We start from the raw sequence: 16,858 nt of genomic DNA, 5'->3' as shown, positions 1-16,858 counted from the left end.
CAGGAGGGTTTCCCTCCGTAGGCGACTGGCGTCGCCAAGAACGCCAAGAAAAGAGAGTCATCTCTACATTTAAGCAAACCACCGTCGAATCAACTCCACTTGGAAGCGAAAGCCGTCCTCAACTTCCTCAATCAACTCGCGTTGTAACAAGAGTTTAAAAGCGCTTTCCGATACATCAGGAAGTTGTTTTAATATAGTATTTTTACTAACTATTGCCCCTTCTCCTTGTGCTGCCAAGTGCTTCAAGATAGCTAACCCAGCAGCATCGACTTGGTTATTTTGAATATCTGCAAAAAATAAACTGCCACTATTCAAAGCTTCTGGAACCGCAGCTTCCACGTCTGCTAAAGTTGCTAATCGTCGCACTGAGGGGTCTTGCTCGTTTTTGAGGGCGACAATTTCACCACACAGCAATTGTACTAAGAAAGGGTGACAGCGGGTAAGTTGTAGCACTCGCTCCACGGCATCAGGTTCATAGCGTAAGGTAAAATCTTTGACAGGATGCTCAATGAGTTGACGGGCTTCGTCTTCTTTCAGGTAGCTGATATGCACCACTTGGACGTTGATGAGGTAGCTAGCCCAGCGCTGATACTCTTCTATGGTATGCGAGCCAGCCAGCAGTACTTTGAACCAGGGACGATGTTGAATCAGGTGACGCAGCATTCCGAAAACGTCTTGCTCATCAAAGCGTCCTTTGGATATAGCCCTGTCTAGCACCTCGAACTCGTCTAGGGCAAGCAAGGCGGTATACGGCTCTAGTGCCTGTTCTACCTGATCAAGCCATTCATCAAAGCAGGTGAATGGATCTGTTGCTACCGCTTCGCGTGTCAAGGGTGGCAAGGTCAAGTCTCTTTGGGTATTCGCTGATTTTACCATCCCTCTAGCGAGGTTGTAGAGAAAACCCGCATAGTCACTAGCTGATGAAGGTGCTGCTTGCAAGTCCACAAACATGGGAATGATGGTATTAGGTAGCAAGCGTCCCAGGTTGTTGAGCAGGGAAGTTTTGCCCATGCGCCGCTGACCGTACAGTAGTAAGGGTGGGCGACGGCGATCTAGTAGTAATTGCTCAATACGTAATGCAATGCTAATACGTCCAATAAAGATTTCTAATTGGTTATTTAGGGGTATACCAATAATGTATGGATTGTCAATTTCTTGCCCGAGTTCGACTGCTTCAGCAAGTTCTTGTAAATGATTATCCACTATCTCACGCCAATATTTGGCGATGGGGTAGAAGCGGGGGGTGTATTTGTCGCTACTGCGGAGCAATATTTGTAACTGTTGTAACTGTGCATCTAAGCGCTGGCCAACAGATCTGAGCGCAAGATGTTGATTATAAGTACTCTGCTGATTGAGAGCAGCGTCTACATCTTGGCTAATACTACTGAAGAGGCTTAGCAAAGGGGTCGCTAAAGTCTGTTGTTCAACAGCTACTTGTGTGAGGTGAACGTTACGGATAGCTTCCACATCAACACAGCGTTCTAACCTGCGTGCATCCAGTTCAATCCGTGCAGATTGAATCATGCACCGCTTACTACGGGTAATCAGGTATTTGATGGCAGCTTGTACCTCAACTGGGTTACGTTCCATTACTATGATGAGGTGCTTGTCTAAGCACATTAGAGGTATGCGCTGCCATTCATCCCAAAAAGCAGAATGTCAACGCAATAGACTAGATTTAGTGCCTGTAGGTTTTTTATCAAAAAAAATAGAACACTATATTTTATACTACAAGCTATCCATTACCCGGATTTTTCTTAACATTTGGGAGAGCGATTGCCCCTTGGGCAATCGCTCTCCCAATACCAAAGCCTCAAAGCTACGTTTTCATTCTCAATAAAATCAACTTTCTATCAAGAAGGCTAAGGGCTTATGTGTCAAGTATCCGAAAAAATCCAAGCCTTGTGACGCTTTTCATAGATAATTCTCCATTAGTTAACAAACTGAAATTTTTATCATTACTTATCCAATTGCAAATCACACTGTTGAAAAACATAATTAACCGCTGCAAACAGCCGCTCCAAATCCTGAATTGTATAAAAAGTTTTATTTTGTGTAAAAATATCTAAAATTAGCTTGCCGAACTGCCAGACTGCCCCATTAGAAACAATTCCAAAGATAGTTTGTTCTGGCTCATTATTCAGCCGTTGCACTGCCAACATTTCTGCCAAACACTGTCCCCAGCCTTCAGTAAAATCGCTTTCTTTCTTTGCCTCAACTAATACGAAATATGGCTTGTCAAAAACTACTGTCCCAAGGGGCGATCGCTTTGCCACTATGTAATCAGGAACCCCACACAATTTTTCATCATAAATCAATGTTTGATGACTCCAGAGAAGAAAGTTACTCCGATAAGCTTTCCAAACTTCTTTCAAAATCGGATAAATGATATTCTCGCAAATCGCAATCTCGGAATTATCAAAAACTCCCTCGTTGAAAATTAAATCTAATTCTTGACGAAAAGTATCACTGATGAAAAATTCTGTTTCAATAATAAAATTATCCCGCACATACTTAATCTGAAATTCTTTAGCAACAGCCCCAATACTCTTGTAGCTACTAAAAGGCATTTTTTCACCTCTCCCTGTTTCTTTCCAACAAATGAGCAAATGGTTTTATCTGTCGCAATCCCTCCTCACACCAATCATCAGTCTCCCCATCTTCTAGATTAAATAATCTTTCTCGACAAAGTATTTGCAGCAAGAGTGGTAAGCATTGACTTTGTTGCAAAATCCACTCTACATCTTCCTTAGCGAAAATAATAGGTGAACTAGCAATCAATTCCCGTGCTTCTGTCTCAGTCAGCGCTCCCAAAGTTGCGGTATAACCGAAAATATTGAAGAAAGGCGAACTATGCCCTGTATTGCGAGCAAGTTCAATGGGTGACTCATGGGTAGCTAAGACAAACGCCAGATTTCCGCTTGTGTGGTTAGTCGCTAATGAGCGCAAACTCTCCCAAAACCCATCATCTAATTCTGGACAGCGTTGTAAGCCAACGCCAATTTCATCCAGTAAGATGACTGTGGGCGAATGTAGATTATCGCTGACTATATCCATGAAGTAATCCAAATTACAAGGTGTTGGCACTTTTAAACTCAGGCATTCGAGGATATAGCTCAATAACCTTTCTCTACCTGCCATGCGCGGGTCTTGGAAGTCTACGAATATCCACTTATGATTTTCTGGATGCGGTAGCCAGTCGTACTTTTGACCAGAACGCAACTGTTCTAGTGGAGTGGTGGTGATATTTTTCAGGTAGTGTAGTAGAGAAGTTTTGCCAATGCGCCGCTTACCGATAATTGCAGCGTTTTGCAGGGGATAGCGTTTGAGTAAGTCGAAAAGGCGTTTGAGTTCTTTTTGTCGTCCAAAAAAGTAGCGAGGATGGGTGATGGGTGAACCAGTGATGAAAGGTGAGGTTTCCTCAGTTTTTGGTTTAGGTGGAGGCGGTTGTTTTTTCTCAACTATTTTTTTCTTGAGTGGAGGACTTTCCAGCGCTGCTTCAATTTCACTTAGCTCATGTTCAAGACACTCTACTTCAGCTTCATCATATAACAACGTCTGTCCTAATTTAAACTTCTCTGCTGCATTAGTTTCAATCGCCAAGCTTTCCCGTATACGCCCGACTTTCTCGGTCCGAATATTCCACTCTTGTTGAAGCGTGTCTCGTTTCTTCTCCAAGCGATAGTATTGCTCAGCGCTCAATCCTTGAGGTTGAGTTTCCAGTTCTCTATGTGCGATCGCTCGCCATTCTAGGTTTAATTTCTGGCTAATTCTGATAAAATTCAGACAATCAATAAATTGACCACTGAAAAAATTTTTGACAGTGGATAAAGATATTTTTAGTTCCACAGCTAGAGCTTGTTGGCTAGGATAGCCATTCTCTTTTAGAACTGACTGAATTGTTGCAATGTGCTGTAAGGCAATTCTCAGCGATCGCGCCATCACCAGTCGTCGAGAAACTGCTTAGAGTATAGCGGTTTTTCTTAAAAAACTACACTAAGCACAGAGGACTTAAAGGAAATTTGTAGACTTCTGATAGAAATTTTTATATCTTTTATGTCTTTGTGGTTCCAAAATAATTTTTCTACCACAAAGCTAGGGTAAAAAAAATGAAGAGTTAGGAGTTAAAAGCTCTTAAACTCCCAACTTTTCACTCCTCATTTCCTACACCGTACAATTCAACTCAACGGCTTTTCTGGAGAAACGTGCATTCTCCCGGTAGTCAACAGGACAATCTATCACTGCTGGAACATCCTGTGCCAAAGCCTCTTTCAGGATAGGAACGAAATCAGTAACCGATTCAACACGGTAACCTTTTAGACCCATGCTTTCAGCAAATTTTACAAAATCGGGGTTGCCAAAATGCACGAAAGATGATCTGCCTTTGCCGAAGTAATTTTCTTGCTTCCACTCAACTAAACCGTAGCCACCATCATTGAAAATAAGGGTAACAAAGGGTGTACCAACACGTAAAGCTGTTTCTAATTCCTGGCAATTCATCATAAAACCACCATCGCCTGTTGCAGCAATAACTTTGCGGTTGGGATGCACGAGTTTTGCGGCTACAGCACCCGGAATAGCAATACCCATAGCAGCAAAGCCATTGGATATAATGCAAGTATTAGGACTATGGCAGTGATAATGACGGGCAATCCACATTTTATGTGCGCCTACGTCTGAGATGACGATATCTTCTGGTCCCATCACTTGTCGCAAGTCATAAATTAACTTTTGAGGCTTAATGGGAAACCCGTCATCATTGGCATATTCTTCGTAGTCAGCACGAATATTTGTTCGTAGGCTGATAGCATGAGGATTAGGCTTACCGTCCCGATCTGCAAACTTTAAGATTTCAAACAAAGAATCAGAAATATTGCCTACGACTTCAACATTAGGGATATAACTACTATCGATTTCTGCGGGGGTTACGCCTACATGAATAATAGGAATTCTGCCATCGGGATTCCATTTTTTAGGGGAAAACTCAATCAAATCGTAGCCAATGGCAATCACTAAATCTGTGCTATCAAAACCACAGGTAATGAAATCTCGCTGTTGCAATCCTACTGACCACAAAGCCAAGGAATGAGTGTAGGGAATCACACCTTTGCCCATGAAAGTGTTAACAACAGGAATGTTCATCTGACTGGCAAATTGTGTGACGGCATCGCTTGCTTGGTCGCGAATTGCCCCATTACCAACTAAAATAATTGGGTTCACTGCTTGGGAAATTGCTGCGGCTGCTGCCCTAATACTTGCAAAAGAAGCGAAGGTTTTTTCAATGTTATCTTTACGCAAGGGATAGCCTTCTGCGGGCATGGCAGCAATATTTTCTGGCAAATCAATGTGAACTGCACCTGGTTTTTCACTTTGTGCCCGCTTAAATGCTTTGCGCACAAGTTCTGGTGTGATACTGGGGCGGACAATCTGTTTATTCCACTTTGTCACTGGGGCAAACATCGCCACTAAATCTAAATATTGATGAGATTCGATGTGCATTCTATCTGTACCGACTTGCCCAGTGATTGCTACCAAAGGGGCACCATCAAGGTTAGCATCTGCTACCCCAGTCATCAAGTTTGTTGCCCCAGGACCAAGAGTCGAAAGACAAACTCCTGCTTTTCCTGTCAGACGTCCGTAGACATCTGCCATGAATGCTGCACCTTGTTCGTGACGGGTGGTAATAAACTGAATGGAAGAATGTTTCAGCGCTTCTAAAACGTGTAGATTTTCTTCCCCAGGGAGTCCGAAAACGTATTGCACTCCTTCATTTTCCAAACACTGTACGAGTAATTCAGCTGTGTTCATATCTCCTCTTATTGTTCCTCTGGGTTGATTGCACCTGATGTGGTTTGATTATTTCACCCACACAGTTTTCACATTGACGAACTCATGTATACCTTGGATACTCAGTTCCCTGCCATATCCAGAACGCTTGATTCCACCAAAGGGTAAGCGGGGATCGGACTTTACCATACCGTTGATAAATACCGAACCTGCTTCGATTTCTTCGATCAGGCGATCGCGTTCTTGGGAGTTGGTTGTCCAAGCACTCGCGCCTAAGCCAAATGGTGTGGCGTTTGCGATTTTTATCGCTGCGTCAATATCCGGTACACGAAATAACATCGCCACCGGACCAAAAAATTCTTCTTGCGCTACTGGATTATCTGGGGAAATATCCGTGAGAATGGTTGGTGGATAGTAGTTACCAGGACGATCTGATAAAGCATGTCCACCTGTTAAAACTTTTGCCCCATTCTTGACACCGACTTGTACCTGCTGGTCTAAGTCTTTGATAATATCAGGAGTTGCCAATGGACCCAAGTCAGTTTCGCTTTCCATCGGATCGCCAATTTTCAGCGCTTGAAATTTCTCTAATAGTAGCTTTTCAAACTTGTCTGCTATTGTCTCAACAACAATAAAACGTTTTGCTGCAATACATGATTGTCCGTTATTCAACATTCGCGCTGTTGTTGCGGTGGTAACTGCTGCTTCTAGGTCTGCACTTTCCAATACAATGAATGGATCACTTCCTCCTAATTCTAGGACGGTTTTTTTAATTTGTTTTCCTGAGGCTGCGGCCAAACTTGCGCCTGCTGGTTCGCTTCCTGTCAATGTAGCTGCTTTAACTCGATCATCACTCATCAAGTCAGCAACTTTGGCAGCACCTATCAATAGAGTTTGAAATACGCCTGTTGGGAAACCTGCTCTTTGTATAATTTCTTCTATTGCCAAAGCACACTGGGGAACGTTGGAAGCGTGTTTGAGTAATCCAACATTTCCAGCCATTAGTGCAGGTGCGACAAATCGGAACACTTGCCAAAAGGGAAAATTCCACGGCATGACTGCGAGAATAATGCCTAGTGGTTGGTATTTTACAAAACTATGGCTTGCATCGGTTTTTACACTAACATCAGCTAGGAATTCTGTAGCGTGTTCAGCGTAGTAACGACAGACGTGGGCAGATTTTTCTACTTCGGCGATCGCCGCTTTGAAAGGCTTGCCCATCTCCAGCGTCATAATCTTGGCAAAATCTGCTTTTTCTTGGTCTAAAATGTCAGCAGCTTTTTGCATCCAAACAGAACGTTCTTGAAAAGAAATTTTCTGGTACTTCTCAAAAGCCTGTTGTGCCAAATCTAGTTTCTCAGCAATTTCTGCATCGTTTAATGGCTCAAAAGTTTTCAGCAACTCTCCAGTTGCAGGATTAATTGTGGCGATAGCCATACCCTGACCTCCCCGTTGAAAATTTACTTAAGTTAGCATCCATACGTTGCAGACACCTTTTATGGAAGCTACATTTCAAATTGTAGTCTTTCAAAAAATGCTTACTTTACTTATATTAAAATTTTTCCATTCAAATTGAAACAAGCTATACATATTGCGTATGTATTTATGCTTACAATCTACACTAAGCGAGTATGCATTTCATTGACCCTGGTTGATTGTAACAGGATGTACCACTGTGAGGAAAAATAAATTTCAAATTTAATATCTTTTTTAGGTTTGGATTATAAAATTAAGTCATAATAACTCTTAAACGTATAATGATAACTGTAATCAGCGGATTTTTTGATTTTTTAGCCAAAAATCTTTGATTAGTGCATTTTTGTTCGATAAATCTTGACTAATCGATTGATACCTTTGAAGCGATAATCTCCCATTTCTAAGAAGCTGGAGGGTTGTGACAGTATTGTGTAAGTATCTTCACTGACAACACATTCACCTGGTGGGCAAATTGCTTCCATCCGTGCAGCCAGATTAATTGTGGCTCCTAATGCTGTATACTCAACTCTTTGGGAACTACCTACATCTCCAACTACAGCCTTACCACTGTTAATAGCTATTCGCAATTGTAGTGGTTCTGTCCAAAAATTTTTTGCATTAAGATGTTCCAGACGAGTTAACATACCCATAGCAGCAGTGACAGCGCGATCGGCATGATCGGGTTGTGGTTCCGGGGCACCAAAAAATGCCATAATACAATCACCAATATACTTATCCAAAGTGCCACCGCCAGCAAACACCTCTTGCAACATCTCCTCAAATAAATTATTGAGCAAGTCAGCAATGTGAGTTGGTGAGAGTCTTTCAGAAATTGCCGTAAAACCGACCAAATCAGCAAACAAGATACTAATTTCACTTTCTTGTGGAGGTAAACGTCCATTTGGCAATGCACCAACAGCGATCAATTGCTGTACAACTGCTGGTGAATGATAGCGTTCGAGTCTTCGGCGAATCAGCTCTTCGCTTTTGAGTTTCTCGGCTAAGAGCCAACGTTGTACACTAGAAGCGACAAGATTTGCTAAGGCAGAAAAAAAGCTCAATTCTTCTTCACCTTCTTCTGCCCAATGGTGAGAAGACAAATGAGCATCAGCGTAGAGAACACCAACAACCTTATTTTCATCCCATAAAGGCACCGCCATCGCGCTACGAATACCTTTGACTAAAAGACTATTTTCACCTGCAAACCTTTCATCATTTTGAGCATCAGCAGTTTGAATAGCAACTTTTTCCTCGAAGACTTTTTGACATATACTACGACTAATCCAACTGCCATCACTTGGCAGATATTCTTGGTAAGAGATATCTCTGGTAGCAGCGTTTAATAGTTCTAGTTTGCCAGATCCACTAACATCAATTAATAATCCCAAACGATCAATACTATTAAGGTAACGAAACACCACTTCCTGAACTTGAGAGAAAATTTCCTTAATTGAAGCTGCTGCAGATAGATTTTTAGCTATATTGACTAAGTCTTTCAGGCGGGCGATCGTTTTGTCTTTGACGCCAATATCACCATAGACATTATCAGCGAGAATCCATTGCTGTTGCAATTGTTCAACGTCGCGAAGAATTGTTATTCCTGGGGAGACAACTCCCTGACTGAATATTGATGAGTCAATAGAACTCAACACGATTTTCAGACACACATCCCCAACCCAAATAATATCGCCGTCTTGCAACTGTTGAGGAGAACTAATCAGATGTTCGTTTAATTGAGTCCCGTTTTTGCTGCCCAAATCCTCAACAGTCCACGTATCGCAAGGACTTTTTATAATGCGGGCGTGGTAACGTGAAACTCCTCCGGAGAGTAAGTATAAATCACATTGTGGCAAACGACCGATAGTAAAAACATCTTGATGCACTGTGACGGTTTTTTCAGAATTATCCTCTTTTAGGCGCAGTTTCAGTTTAGTCATGATTTCTATAAAATCCATTCTGGACGCAGAGAATGCCACCATTGCGAAAGCAAAGGATATACTCAGGGTTACCTTTCACTTTTTCTTGATTACACTCTCAATAGGATTCCAACGACCACAAATAGATTACCCAACCCATGAATTCCTCGCGACTATACTCAACATCTCGCCCTACTCCTTATCCAGGTGGTAACTCTAAAGGAATTTCACCTAGCAAACCCTTACGAAAATCTGTTAGTAGGCTACGTGCAGTTTTTTCCACATCACCTTTATAGCGATACTCTGCTAAAGCAAACATATATTCTTCTCCGCTTAGGGGAGTCGGGTCAAGTTTGTAACGTGATTCTAACGGATTATCTGGTATAAAATCAGCCGTATTAACTCGGAGATTTTTCAAGATATCTACTAAAGTTGCTGCGACTATTTGATTGTCGTAAGATGCGTCACCGATATCGTCACAAATGGCTAACTTCAAAGCTGCTTCTTGATTTTCCAACTTAAGAGGAATAACACCAGGGGCATCCAGCAATTCTAATTCCTCAGAAATTCGCACCCAACGGAGTTGGCGAGTTACCCCAGGACGCGCTGCACTTTCCACCACTCGCCGTTTCAACAGACGGTTGATCAAAGCTGATTTACCAACATTGGGAAAGCCAATTACCACAGCACGGACTGGACGAGGTAACATCCCGCGACTGTTCCGACGTTCATTAATCGCAACTCCAGCCGCTTGTGCCGCTTTTAACACCGCACCCACCCCTTTACCTTGTTGAGCATTGGTAAAATAAGGTAGTTCCCCCTGACTCTTGAACCACTTTGTCCACACTTGCTGGACTTGAGGCAAAATCATATCGACTCGGTTTAGTACTAATACCCGTGTTTTACCTGTCACCCATTCTCCTATTCGGGGATGGTGTGTTGCCAAGGGAATACGGGCGTCGCGTACTTCCAGTACGACATCAACAAGCTTGAGATATTCTGTTAATTTTTTTTCAGCTTTAGCGATGTGTCCTGGGTACCATTGAATAATGTTTAATTTATAGTTTTGAGTTATTGACATTTATTATGTGTCCTTGGTTCTTTGTCCTTTGTCAAATGACGAAGGACTGTTGATTATTGACTGGCAAACTGATGAAATGAAATCTGTAGGTTGTGTTAGCAAATTGTAACCTATCACTGAAGAAAACTGAATATAAGAATATTAAAATAATGAACAGCTAACGACGCAGTTAAGAGGCGTGTAGTGGAAGATGCCCGACCCGCGACCAACGCATTCCACGATTTGGTGGACAGGTCTTTATCCAAGTGATAAAATTCATGACTGCTAACTGATAACTGATAAGTGTTACAAACCACAGATGCACACAGATTAACACAGATCTATCATCGCTGTATATTTGTGTTAGTGTATCGTTGGAATTTCATGACATTAACGTTTGTAAGAGCCTTCTTATAAAATTTTAGGCATACAGTAGCAAAGGGCGTATTTACTTTGACTGATGTATAATTATTCTGTTACCATCAGGGTCATAAGCGTAAATTTCCTTACCGTGAGAAGCAGTGATAATCTCTCCGGGTGGTGAATACCCCAATACACTCAGGTGAGCAATAACACTTTCTAAATCACTCACCTCTAAACACAAACTCATCTTACTTTTAGCTGAATGTTCAAATTCCGAAAAATGAGTTTGTTTTGGTTGAAAAATACCTAATTTTAAACTTGGAAGTCGCAACTCAGCATAAATATTTGGGATGTAGGTAGTTGGTTCTATACTGAGAAATTGGGTATAGAAACCAACCAAGTTTTCTAGATCAAAAGTTGCCAGAGCAATGAATGCATCAGTGTATTGAAAAGTCATCGTATTTTAAACTCGTTCATTGCTATCCCTTGTTTTTATAAACGTTTATTCTCTCAAAACCAGTGTAGACATTGAACCGTTCCCCTCGCAAAAATCCAATTAGAGTAATCCCAAATTCTTTTGCTACAGACACTGCTAAACTACTAGGGGCTGAAACAGAACAAACAATGGGAACACCAGCCGCTGTAGACTTTTGCAAAATCTCAAAGCTAGAGCGTCCGCTTACCATGACGATATGATCGCTTAAGGGTAACTGCTCACTCAGCAATGCTGAACCTATTAATTTATCCAAAGCATTGTGACGCCCCACGTCTTCATGCAAATTCAGCAGCTGTCCTTGGGCATCAAACAAAGCCGCAGCGTGCAAACCTCCTGTAGCCTTAAATATACCTTGAGCCGCCCGCAGCTTATCTGGTAAATCATAAATCATCTCAGCAGTTACAATGGGTTGTGGAAGAATAACCGGACAACCTCGTAAACGCAAAGCCTCTAGACTTGCCTTACCACAAACTCCACAGGCACTTGTTGTATAAAAATGTCTTTCCAAAGGCTGTAAATCTGGATTCAAACCCTCTCCAAGGGTAACATTCACAATGTTGTAGCGTTGCTCAATATCTACAGATTTATCCACGCAGTAACTCATGCGTTGGATATCTTCTTTACAACTAATAACCCCCTCACTGTAAAGAAAACCAGCAGCAAGTTCAAAATCTGCCCCTGGTGTTCGCATGGTAATAGCGATTGTTTTTTCAGGAGAGACTAGCCGAATTTCCAAGGGTTCTTCTGTAGTTAGTTGGTCTTGTCGAGGGCGTACTTGACCTTTTTCTACTACCCAGACAGTAGCTTTGCTTTTACTACCAGTTTGCGTTTTCATGCTTCCATCTCTCCATATGTACACAAGTTCCCACAAACTCCCTGACCAAATTTTAGATTTTGAATTTTGGATTTAAAGGTTCAAAATCCAAAATTTAAAAAGGTGACTCGTCTGGCGAAGTTTCCAACGGCGCACTTAACCCGCGCATGGAACTTCTCTGGGAATTTCTTCTATGAAGAAATCTAAAATCCGGCATGTCTGACTCACTAATCAACCTTTTCCAAACGCACCACAGCATTATAATCTGGCACTCCTTCACGCGATCGCTTACTTTTATCCAGCAACACATTCCCCTCGGGCCAATGTACCTGCAAATTTCCTGGTTTAATGGGTGCTGTGTAAACTTTTCCTTTTAAATTACCAAGCTCGTTTGTCAGAATAACTACATCACCATCATTCAATCCAAAGTGTTTGGCATCTACCTCATTGATAAAAACCGCCTCGCGTACTGCCCCTGTAATCGCATCCTTACGCTCTTGTACCATAGAATTAAACTGCTTACCTCGACGCGTAGCTACTAGGAAGCAACCTTCTGGTAATTCTCGCTCTCCACGAGACACCACCGCAAAATGAGCTTTACCATCAGCAGTTGGAAAATTCCAGCCAAAGCACAAATGTGAACCACTATACTGAAACTGGTCGCCTGCTTCCTTGAGGTGTTGAATTCCAGCGTATTGCAGGACAACTTGGGCAATTTCTTGACGGATAGCAGTAGTATCAACAAAAGTCAACTTGTCTGCCAACTCAGGACGCACCCGCCTTGCCAATTCCATAAACACTTCCCACTCTGGACGCGCCTCCCCAATACGGGGACCTGGAATTTCTGGGCTAAAAATGACTCGGCGTTCAGTGCTGGTTTCTGTGACTCCCCCTGGTATTTCGTAGCGAGTTGTTGCAGGTAACAGCACCACAGTATCTGTTGGTTCCACAAGCATTTGGCTAGAAAGAACAATATCCATGTGTACTCGCATCGGTACTCGCTTCAAGGCATCTTCTACATAATCAGGTTCTGGCAAAACCTCCAAGAAATTCCCACCTACGGAGAACAACACGTCTAACTGTCTCTCAGATGCTGCATGAATCATTTCTGGAGCAATCAAACCTTTTGTGACTGGCACATCAAAGCCCCAAAGCTTACTCAACTGAGCAGCATTTTCTGGGATAATAGGCTTACCACCAGGAAAGACTGTGGCGTAACATCCCATCTCTGCACCACCTTGTACCCCAGAGTGACCGCGAATGGGCATCAAACCGCAACCTTCCCGACCAACAAAACCTTTGGTAAGAGCCAAGTTAATAATAGCTCGCACGTTGTCTTCGCCACACTCATGCTGGGTAATACCCATGCTCCAGACGAAGACAGCTTTATTTGCTTCTCCAACCATTTTGGCAAAAGCATACATTTCATCGCGCTTCGCTCCTGAAAGCTGCTCTAACTTTTCCCAAGATTGAGTTTCAAGGAAAGCTTTAAGCTCATCAAATCCAGCAGTGTAGCGGTTGATAAACGACTCATCTACCCACCCGTTGGCAATCATATGCTTGATTGTACCATTCAAAAATGCCATGTCCCCGCCCATGTTTACCAAAAAGAAATCTTCAGCAAACTTAGTACCAAACAAGGCACTTTCTGGAATTGAGGGAACCCAGTATCGCTCCATCCCTGGCTCGCGGTAGGTATTAATCACGACTATTCTTGTACCTGCCTTCTTGGCATTGTGCAGATACTTAACGGTGACAGGTTGATTATTGGCGACGTTTGAACCAATGAAAACTAATAAATCTGTGCCAATCCAGTCTTTGTAAGAGCAGGTGGTTGCAGCAGCACCGATTGCACCTTTTAAACCAGCGGTACTAGGAGAATGACAGATACGGGCGGCGTTGTCAATATTGTTGGTTCCCATCGCCCGCACAGCTTTTTGAGTAGCGTAGTATGTTTCGTTGACGGTGCCTCTGCTGGTAATATAAAAGCTTAAGCGGTCTGGCGTCGTGGCGCTAATGCGACTGGCGATCGCTTCCAATGCCTCATCCCAGTTAACTCGGCGAAAGCCTTTTTCCCCACTCTGGCGGATCATTGGGTAAGGAAGCCGTCCCAACTCGCGTAGTTCAGCACTCTTTTTTGTCTGCAACGCAGAGACATCCGCCAAAATTGCAGGGTCAAAAGCTGGCATTGTGTTCATCTGCAAAAGCCGCAATCGGACATTGCAGACATGAATTCCATCTACTGTCCAATCTTTCATCCCGGTTGCCCCCAAAGCCCAACCATCACAAACACCCTTATTCAGGATGTTCCACGCATAAAGCAACTTGTGACGAGATAGCCAAATGGCACGAAAAACTTCCCAGTAGTTATTTGGATATTGCTCGCCAATACCAAAGGGCTTCCAACTTGCCCAATGTGAGGGTGTCCAATGCTTTTTGGGTTTAGGCAACATAATGAAGGAGCGCAGAAACTATTAGCTGATACCAAGTTGCGGCTCAATAACCTCACCTTATCCTCCTCTCCTTAATAAGGAGAGGGGTGCCCGTCAGGGCGGGAGTGAGGTGAGACCAGCGCTGCGGGAGGGTTTCCCTCCGGAGCCACTTCTGTGCGGGGGTTCCCCCCGTTGAAGAATGTGGCGTCAGGCGACTGGCGAACCCAGAGGGTGTAAGTCATGAATGCAACGCGCGTATGAGTATGTACTCGTTGACGCACTTACTATTATATGTCTGTCTTGTCAAGACCGATTATCAGAAGCTTGAGGAAGTACCAGCAACTAAAGCAAATATTCAACCAAGTTTTGACTTTATTCTTGATTTGTGACCAAAACCTCTGAACCCACATCTAAAGCAAACTCAAGTGGAATGGGTGAATCTGGTTCCTGCTGGCTGCGATTGATTTGAAAAGAAAGCGATCGCACCTGCTTAAGATCCAATTGAAAGCTATCTACAAGTCTCCCACGAATTTTTGGTTGAAACTCACTCAAAGGCAACTTCACTTTTGTCCACTCTGTCCCAACAACAAACTCTTGCTCAAATGTGAGAGTTCCAGCGTCCTGCTGAGTTTGCTCGTCTTTGAGTGTTAGCGTATAAACGACTCTGGCTTCTTTAGACTTAGCGTAGAATTCTATGTATTTGTATTGGCTCAAATCTTGGGATAAAGGTGTTTCTACAAACGCAAACCCGACAAGTCCCCCGTTACCCTCAATAGCAGCCAGTGTACCCTGAAATTGTAATTCCTTTTCAGCTTTGAGCAATGTTGCAACGCTAGCACCAACTTGCGGTCTTTCAGTTTTATCAGTCTTGATCGACCAATCTGCCTCAACAGTTGAGAGCGTCACTCTGGGGTCTTCAAAATGATTAACTTCTGCGCTTGCCAAAGAAGAGTTCATTAGACAAAGAAGAATAGAGGCTACAACTAACTTTTTTTTCATGTGAAGAATTATACAATATTGCTACCACTTGTTCATAACATGGCGGCAAACCGTCTTGCCAAATCCCCAATGTCGTCCAAGCGAGCGATAAGCCGGAGGACTTCGGACGTTCGGTGAAGCTCAAAGGTACAGTGATGTATCTTCTCTTATCCGACCTCTTCAGAAATATATGGCATCTCACCAGTCGTCTCAATCGTAAGATTTTAGCTCATACCGTCTGTTTTTTGGCTTAATCGCCACAATTGTAACCCTCTTCAGTTCGACGAACTTGTTAGGGAACATTAAGTCGCACATCGCGTCAATTATAGATATAACTATAACCATTAGGCTATACTGACGGCTTTCATCCCTTGTTTAAGGCACGAAAACGCAACTACGTAGCAGTCTCTCAAAGGTTTTCAGCCAGCCATTCTTATAAATCAGCGTTTAGAACTAATCTCTATATGAAAAATAAATTAAGCGGATTAATAAGTACCTTTGTCTTAATCACAACAGTATCTATTCCTCAGATTACCTTTGCTGGCGATCGTCAACCGCAAACAAGCCCACAATTATCTGATAAAACTCTTACTATCCTTGAAAAGAATGGTCTAAATGACGACCAACGGCAGAAGATAACAGAGGAGATACAAGCATCTTGGCATGAGTTATGTCTTGATGATGGGCAAATCCCAAGATCTTCAGACAAGGATGACTTCTGCAATTCTATGCCCCAACGAGTTTTAAAAGTTCATCATAGTTTTCATTCAAAAGGTAACATCACCACAAAGATGATAAAATCGCACCCTGTCCGCATCATAAAATCGAAAAGCGGCAAGCTCATAGTAGTGATATACAACTACAAAATAAATTTACCGAATTTACAGGGCAATGAAATTCTCAAGTCTGTGGAGAAAGAAATTCCAAAGGTCATCCAGAAAGCAGTTCTGGTCATCGAGAAAGAAATTCCAAAGGTCATCGAGAAAGAAATTCCAAAGGTCATCCGTAAGATATAAGATAATTTTAATTTTGTCAATTAGAAATTATGCTGAAATTTTGGAAAAAGCGGAGGTATTAAGTTAACTCTTGTACTGGACTTATAGGTCAAGAATGAATGATGCGTATCCAGATTACGCGATCGCCTACTCAAAAATTGTGTTCTAACCCCGCTTTTTAGCCTTAATTTGAGTATTATTGCTTATTGACAAAGGGTATCCGACCTTAACCTCTCACGAATGGGTCAAAAGTGGTTGGTGAAGGGGGTAAGCATAGCTACTCACAAACTTTTTGATAATGATAATCAAGTGAAGATTAGCCCAGAACATATGCTTCTGTAACTTTTGATTATGGTTTCAACCTAAGTGTATTTTCCCTACCTTGTATAGGTTTGAGGTTTGTTTTGTCCTCAAAAATGTTTAAGTCCCGGTAGTAGCAACAAGGGACATGAAAGTATCCCAAGCCTTAGTATCTTCAGTAGTCACAGTTGCATAACTAATATTGCGTCGCTGTACCATTGTCCTTGCGGCTAACTCCGCA

The 16,858-nt window shown here is 42.5% G+C and carries 12 protein-coding genes and 1 pseudogene; 2 read left to right on the top strand and 11 right to left on the bottom strand.

Features of this window, described 5'->3' with window-relative positions:
* Positions 1–69: 69 nt before the first annotated feature.
* The 11 genes from AC5590_RS02685 to AC5590_RS02635 all read right to left on the bottom strand — a co-directional run bounded on the left by AC5590_RS02685 (position 70) and on the right by AC5590_RS02635 (position 15,301).
* Positions 70–1,590 (bottom strand): AAA family ATPase, encoded by a 1,521-nt coding sequence (locus AC5590_RS02685; RefSeq protein ID WP_211178711.1) that lies wholly within the window; start codon positions 1,588–1,590, stop codon positions 70–72.
* 368 nt (positions 1,591–1,958) lie between these two features.
* Positions 1,959–2,570 carry a hypothetical protein gene (locus AC5590_RS02680; RefSeq protein WP_169268156.1) on the bottom strand — a complete coding sequence of 204 codons (612 nt, stop codon included), beginning with the start codon at positions 2,568–2,570 and terminating at the stop codon, positions 1,959–1,961.
* A 4-nt stretch (positions 2,571–2,574) separates the two neighbouring features.
* Complete coding sequence (locus AC5590_RS02675) at positions 2,575–3,942, bottom strand: ATP-binding protein (protein ID WP_248277394.1); 1,368 nt, start codon at positions 3,940–3,942, stop codon at positions 2,575–2,577.
* 222 nt (positions 3,943–4,164) lie between these two features.
* On the bottom strand, positions 4,165–5,808 hold the full coding sequence (locus AC5590_RS02670) for an acetolactate synthase large subunit (protein WP_169268155.1): 1,644 nt from the start codon (positions 5,806–5,808) through the stop codon (positions 4,165–4,167).
* A gap of 48 nt (positions 5,809–5,856) precedes the next feature.
* A complete protein-coding gene (locus AC5590_RS02665) occupies positions 5,857–7,224 on the bottom strand; it encodes an NAD-dependent succinate-semialdehyde dehydrogenase (protein WP_169268154.1) in 1,368 nt (455 codons plus the stop codon).
* Positions 7,225–7,595: 371 nt separating this feature from the next.
* Positions 7,596–9,200 (bottom strand): adenylate/guanylate cyclase domain-containing protein, encoded by a 1,605-nt coding sequence (locus AC5590_RS02660; RefSeq protein WP_169268153.1) that lies wholly within the window; start codon positions 9,198–9,200, stop codon positions 7,596–7,598.
* A 178-nt stretch (positions 9,201–9,378) separates the two neighbouring features.
* Positions 9,379–10,260 carry a ribosome biogenesis GTPase YlqF gene (gene ylqF, locus AC5590_RS02655; RefSeq protein ID WP_169268152.1) on the bottom strand — a complete coding sequence of 294 codons (882 nt, stop codon included), beginning with the start codon at positions 10,258–10,260 and terminating at the stop codon, positions 9,379–9,381.
* Between the two features lie 427 nt (positions 10,261–10,687).
* Positions 10,688–11,059 carry a VOC family protein gene (locus AC5590_RS02650; RefSeq protein ID WP_169268151.1) on the bottom strand — a complete coding sequence of 124 codons (372 nt, stop codon included), beginning with the start codon at positions 11,057–11,059 and terminating at the stop codon, positions 10,688–10,690.
* A gap of 22 nt (positions 11,060–11,081) precedes the next feature.
* Positions 11,082–11,933 (bottom strand): formate dehydrogenase accessory sulfurtransferase FdhD, encoded by an 852-nt coding sequence (gene fdhD, locus AC5590_RS02645; RefSeq protein WP_169268150.1) that lies wholly within the window; start codon positions 11,931–11,933, stop codon positions 11,082–11,084.
* Between the two features lie 206 nt (positions 11,934–12,139).
* The gene (locus tag AC5590_RS02640) at positions 12,140–14,365 is read right to left on the bottom strand and encodes an FdhF/YdeP family oxidoreductase (RefSeq protein WP_169268149.1); all 2,226 of its coding nucleotides are present in this window, start codon (positions 14,363–14,365) and stop codon (positions 12,140–12,142) included.
* 351 nt (positions 14,366–14,716) lie between these two features.
* Positions 14,717–15,301 carry a CIA30 family protein gene (locus AC5590_RS02635; protein ID WP_169268148.1) on the bottom strand — a complete coding sequence of 195 codons (585 nt, stop codon included), beginning with the start codon at positions 15,299–15,301 and terminating at the stop codon, positions 14,717–14,719.
* Positions 15,302–15,504: 203 nt separating this feature from the next.
* On the opposite strand from AC5590_RS02635, the pseudogene AC5590_RS02630 reads away from it, so the two are divergent.
* Positions 15,505–15,628, top strand: a pseudogene (locus tag AC5590_RS02630) (IS982 family transposase); the annotation flags it as partial.
* A gap of 158 nt (positions 15,629–15,786) precedes the next feature.
* Positions 15,787–16,338: a hypothetical protein gene (locus AC5590_RS02625; RefSeq protein WP_169268147.1), complete on the top strand. Its 552-nt coding sequence runs from the start codon at positions 15,787–15,789 to the stop codon at positions 16,336–16,338.
* The last annotated feature ends 520 nt before the right edge of the window (positions 16,339–16,858 follow it).

This window comes from Brasilonema octagenarum UFV-OR1, from assembly GCF_963888615.1.
Lineage (GTDB): Bacteria > Cyanobacteriota > Cyanobacteriia > Cyanobacteriales > Nostocaceae > Brasilonema > Brasilonema sennae.
Note: the sequence above shows the minus strand (reverse complement) of the source record. Positions and strands in the feature narration are given on the sequence as shown.

What these genes read in the sequence shown, in the direction of transcription:
- AC5590_RS02685 (WP_211178711.1), bottom strand. Translation starts at nt 1,590, where the DNA reads ATGGAACGTAACCCAGTTGAGGTACAAGCTGCCATCAAATACCTGATT.
- AC5590_RS02680 (WP_169268156.1), bottom strand. Translation starts at nt 2,570, where the DNA reads ATGCCTTTTAGTAGCTACAAGAGTATTGGGGCTGTTGCTAAAGAATTT.
- AC5590_RS02675 (WP_248277394.1), bottom strand. Translation starts at nt 3,942, where the DNA reads ATGGCGCGATCGCTGAGAATTGCCTTACAGCACATTGCAACAATTCAG.
- AC5590_RS02670 (WP_169268155.1), bottom strand. Translation starts at nt 5,808, where the DNA reads ATGAACACAGCTGAATTACTCGTACAGTGTTTGGAAAATGAAGGAGTG.
- AC5590_RS02665 (WP_169268154.1), bottom strand. Translation starts at nt 7,224, where the DNA reads ATGGCTATCGCCACAATTAATCCTGCAACTGGAGAGTTGCTGAAAACT.
- AC5590_RS02660 (WP_169268153.1), bottom strand. Translation starts at nt 9,200, where the DNA reads ATGACTAAACTGAAACTGCGCCTAAAAGAGGATAATTCTGAAAAAACC.
- ylqF (WP_169268152.1), bottom strand. Translation starts at nt 10,260, where the DNA reads ATGTCAATAACTCAAAACTATAAATTAAACATTATTCAATGGTACCCA.
- AC5590_RS02650 (WP_169268151.1), bottom strand. Translation starts at nt 11,059, where the DNA reads ATGACTTTTCAATACACTGATGCATTCATTGCTCTGGCAACTTTTGAT.
- fdhD (WP_169268150.1), bottom strand. Translation starts at nt 11,933, where the DNA reads ATGAAAACGCAAACTGGTAGTAAAAGCAAAGCTACTGTCTGGGTAGTA.
- AC5590_RS02640 (WP_169268149.1), bottom strand. Translation starts at nt 14,365, where the DNA reads ATGTTGCCTAAACCCAAAAAGCATTGGACACCCTCACATTGGGCAAGT.
- AC5590_RS02635 (WP_169268148.1), bottom strand. Translation starts at nt 15,301, where the DNA reads ATGAACTCTTCTTTGGCAAGCGCAGAAGTTAATCATTTTGAAGACCCC.
- AC5590_RS02625 (WP_169268147.1), top strand. Translation starts at nt 15,787, where the DNA reads ATGAAAAATAAATTAAGCGGATTAATAAGTACCTTTGTCTTAATCACA.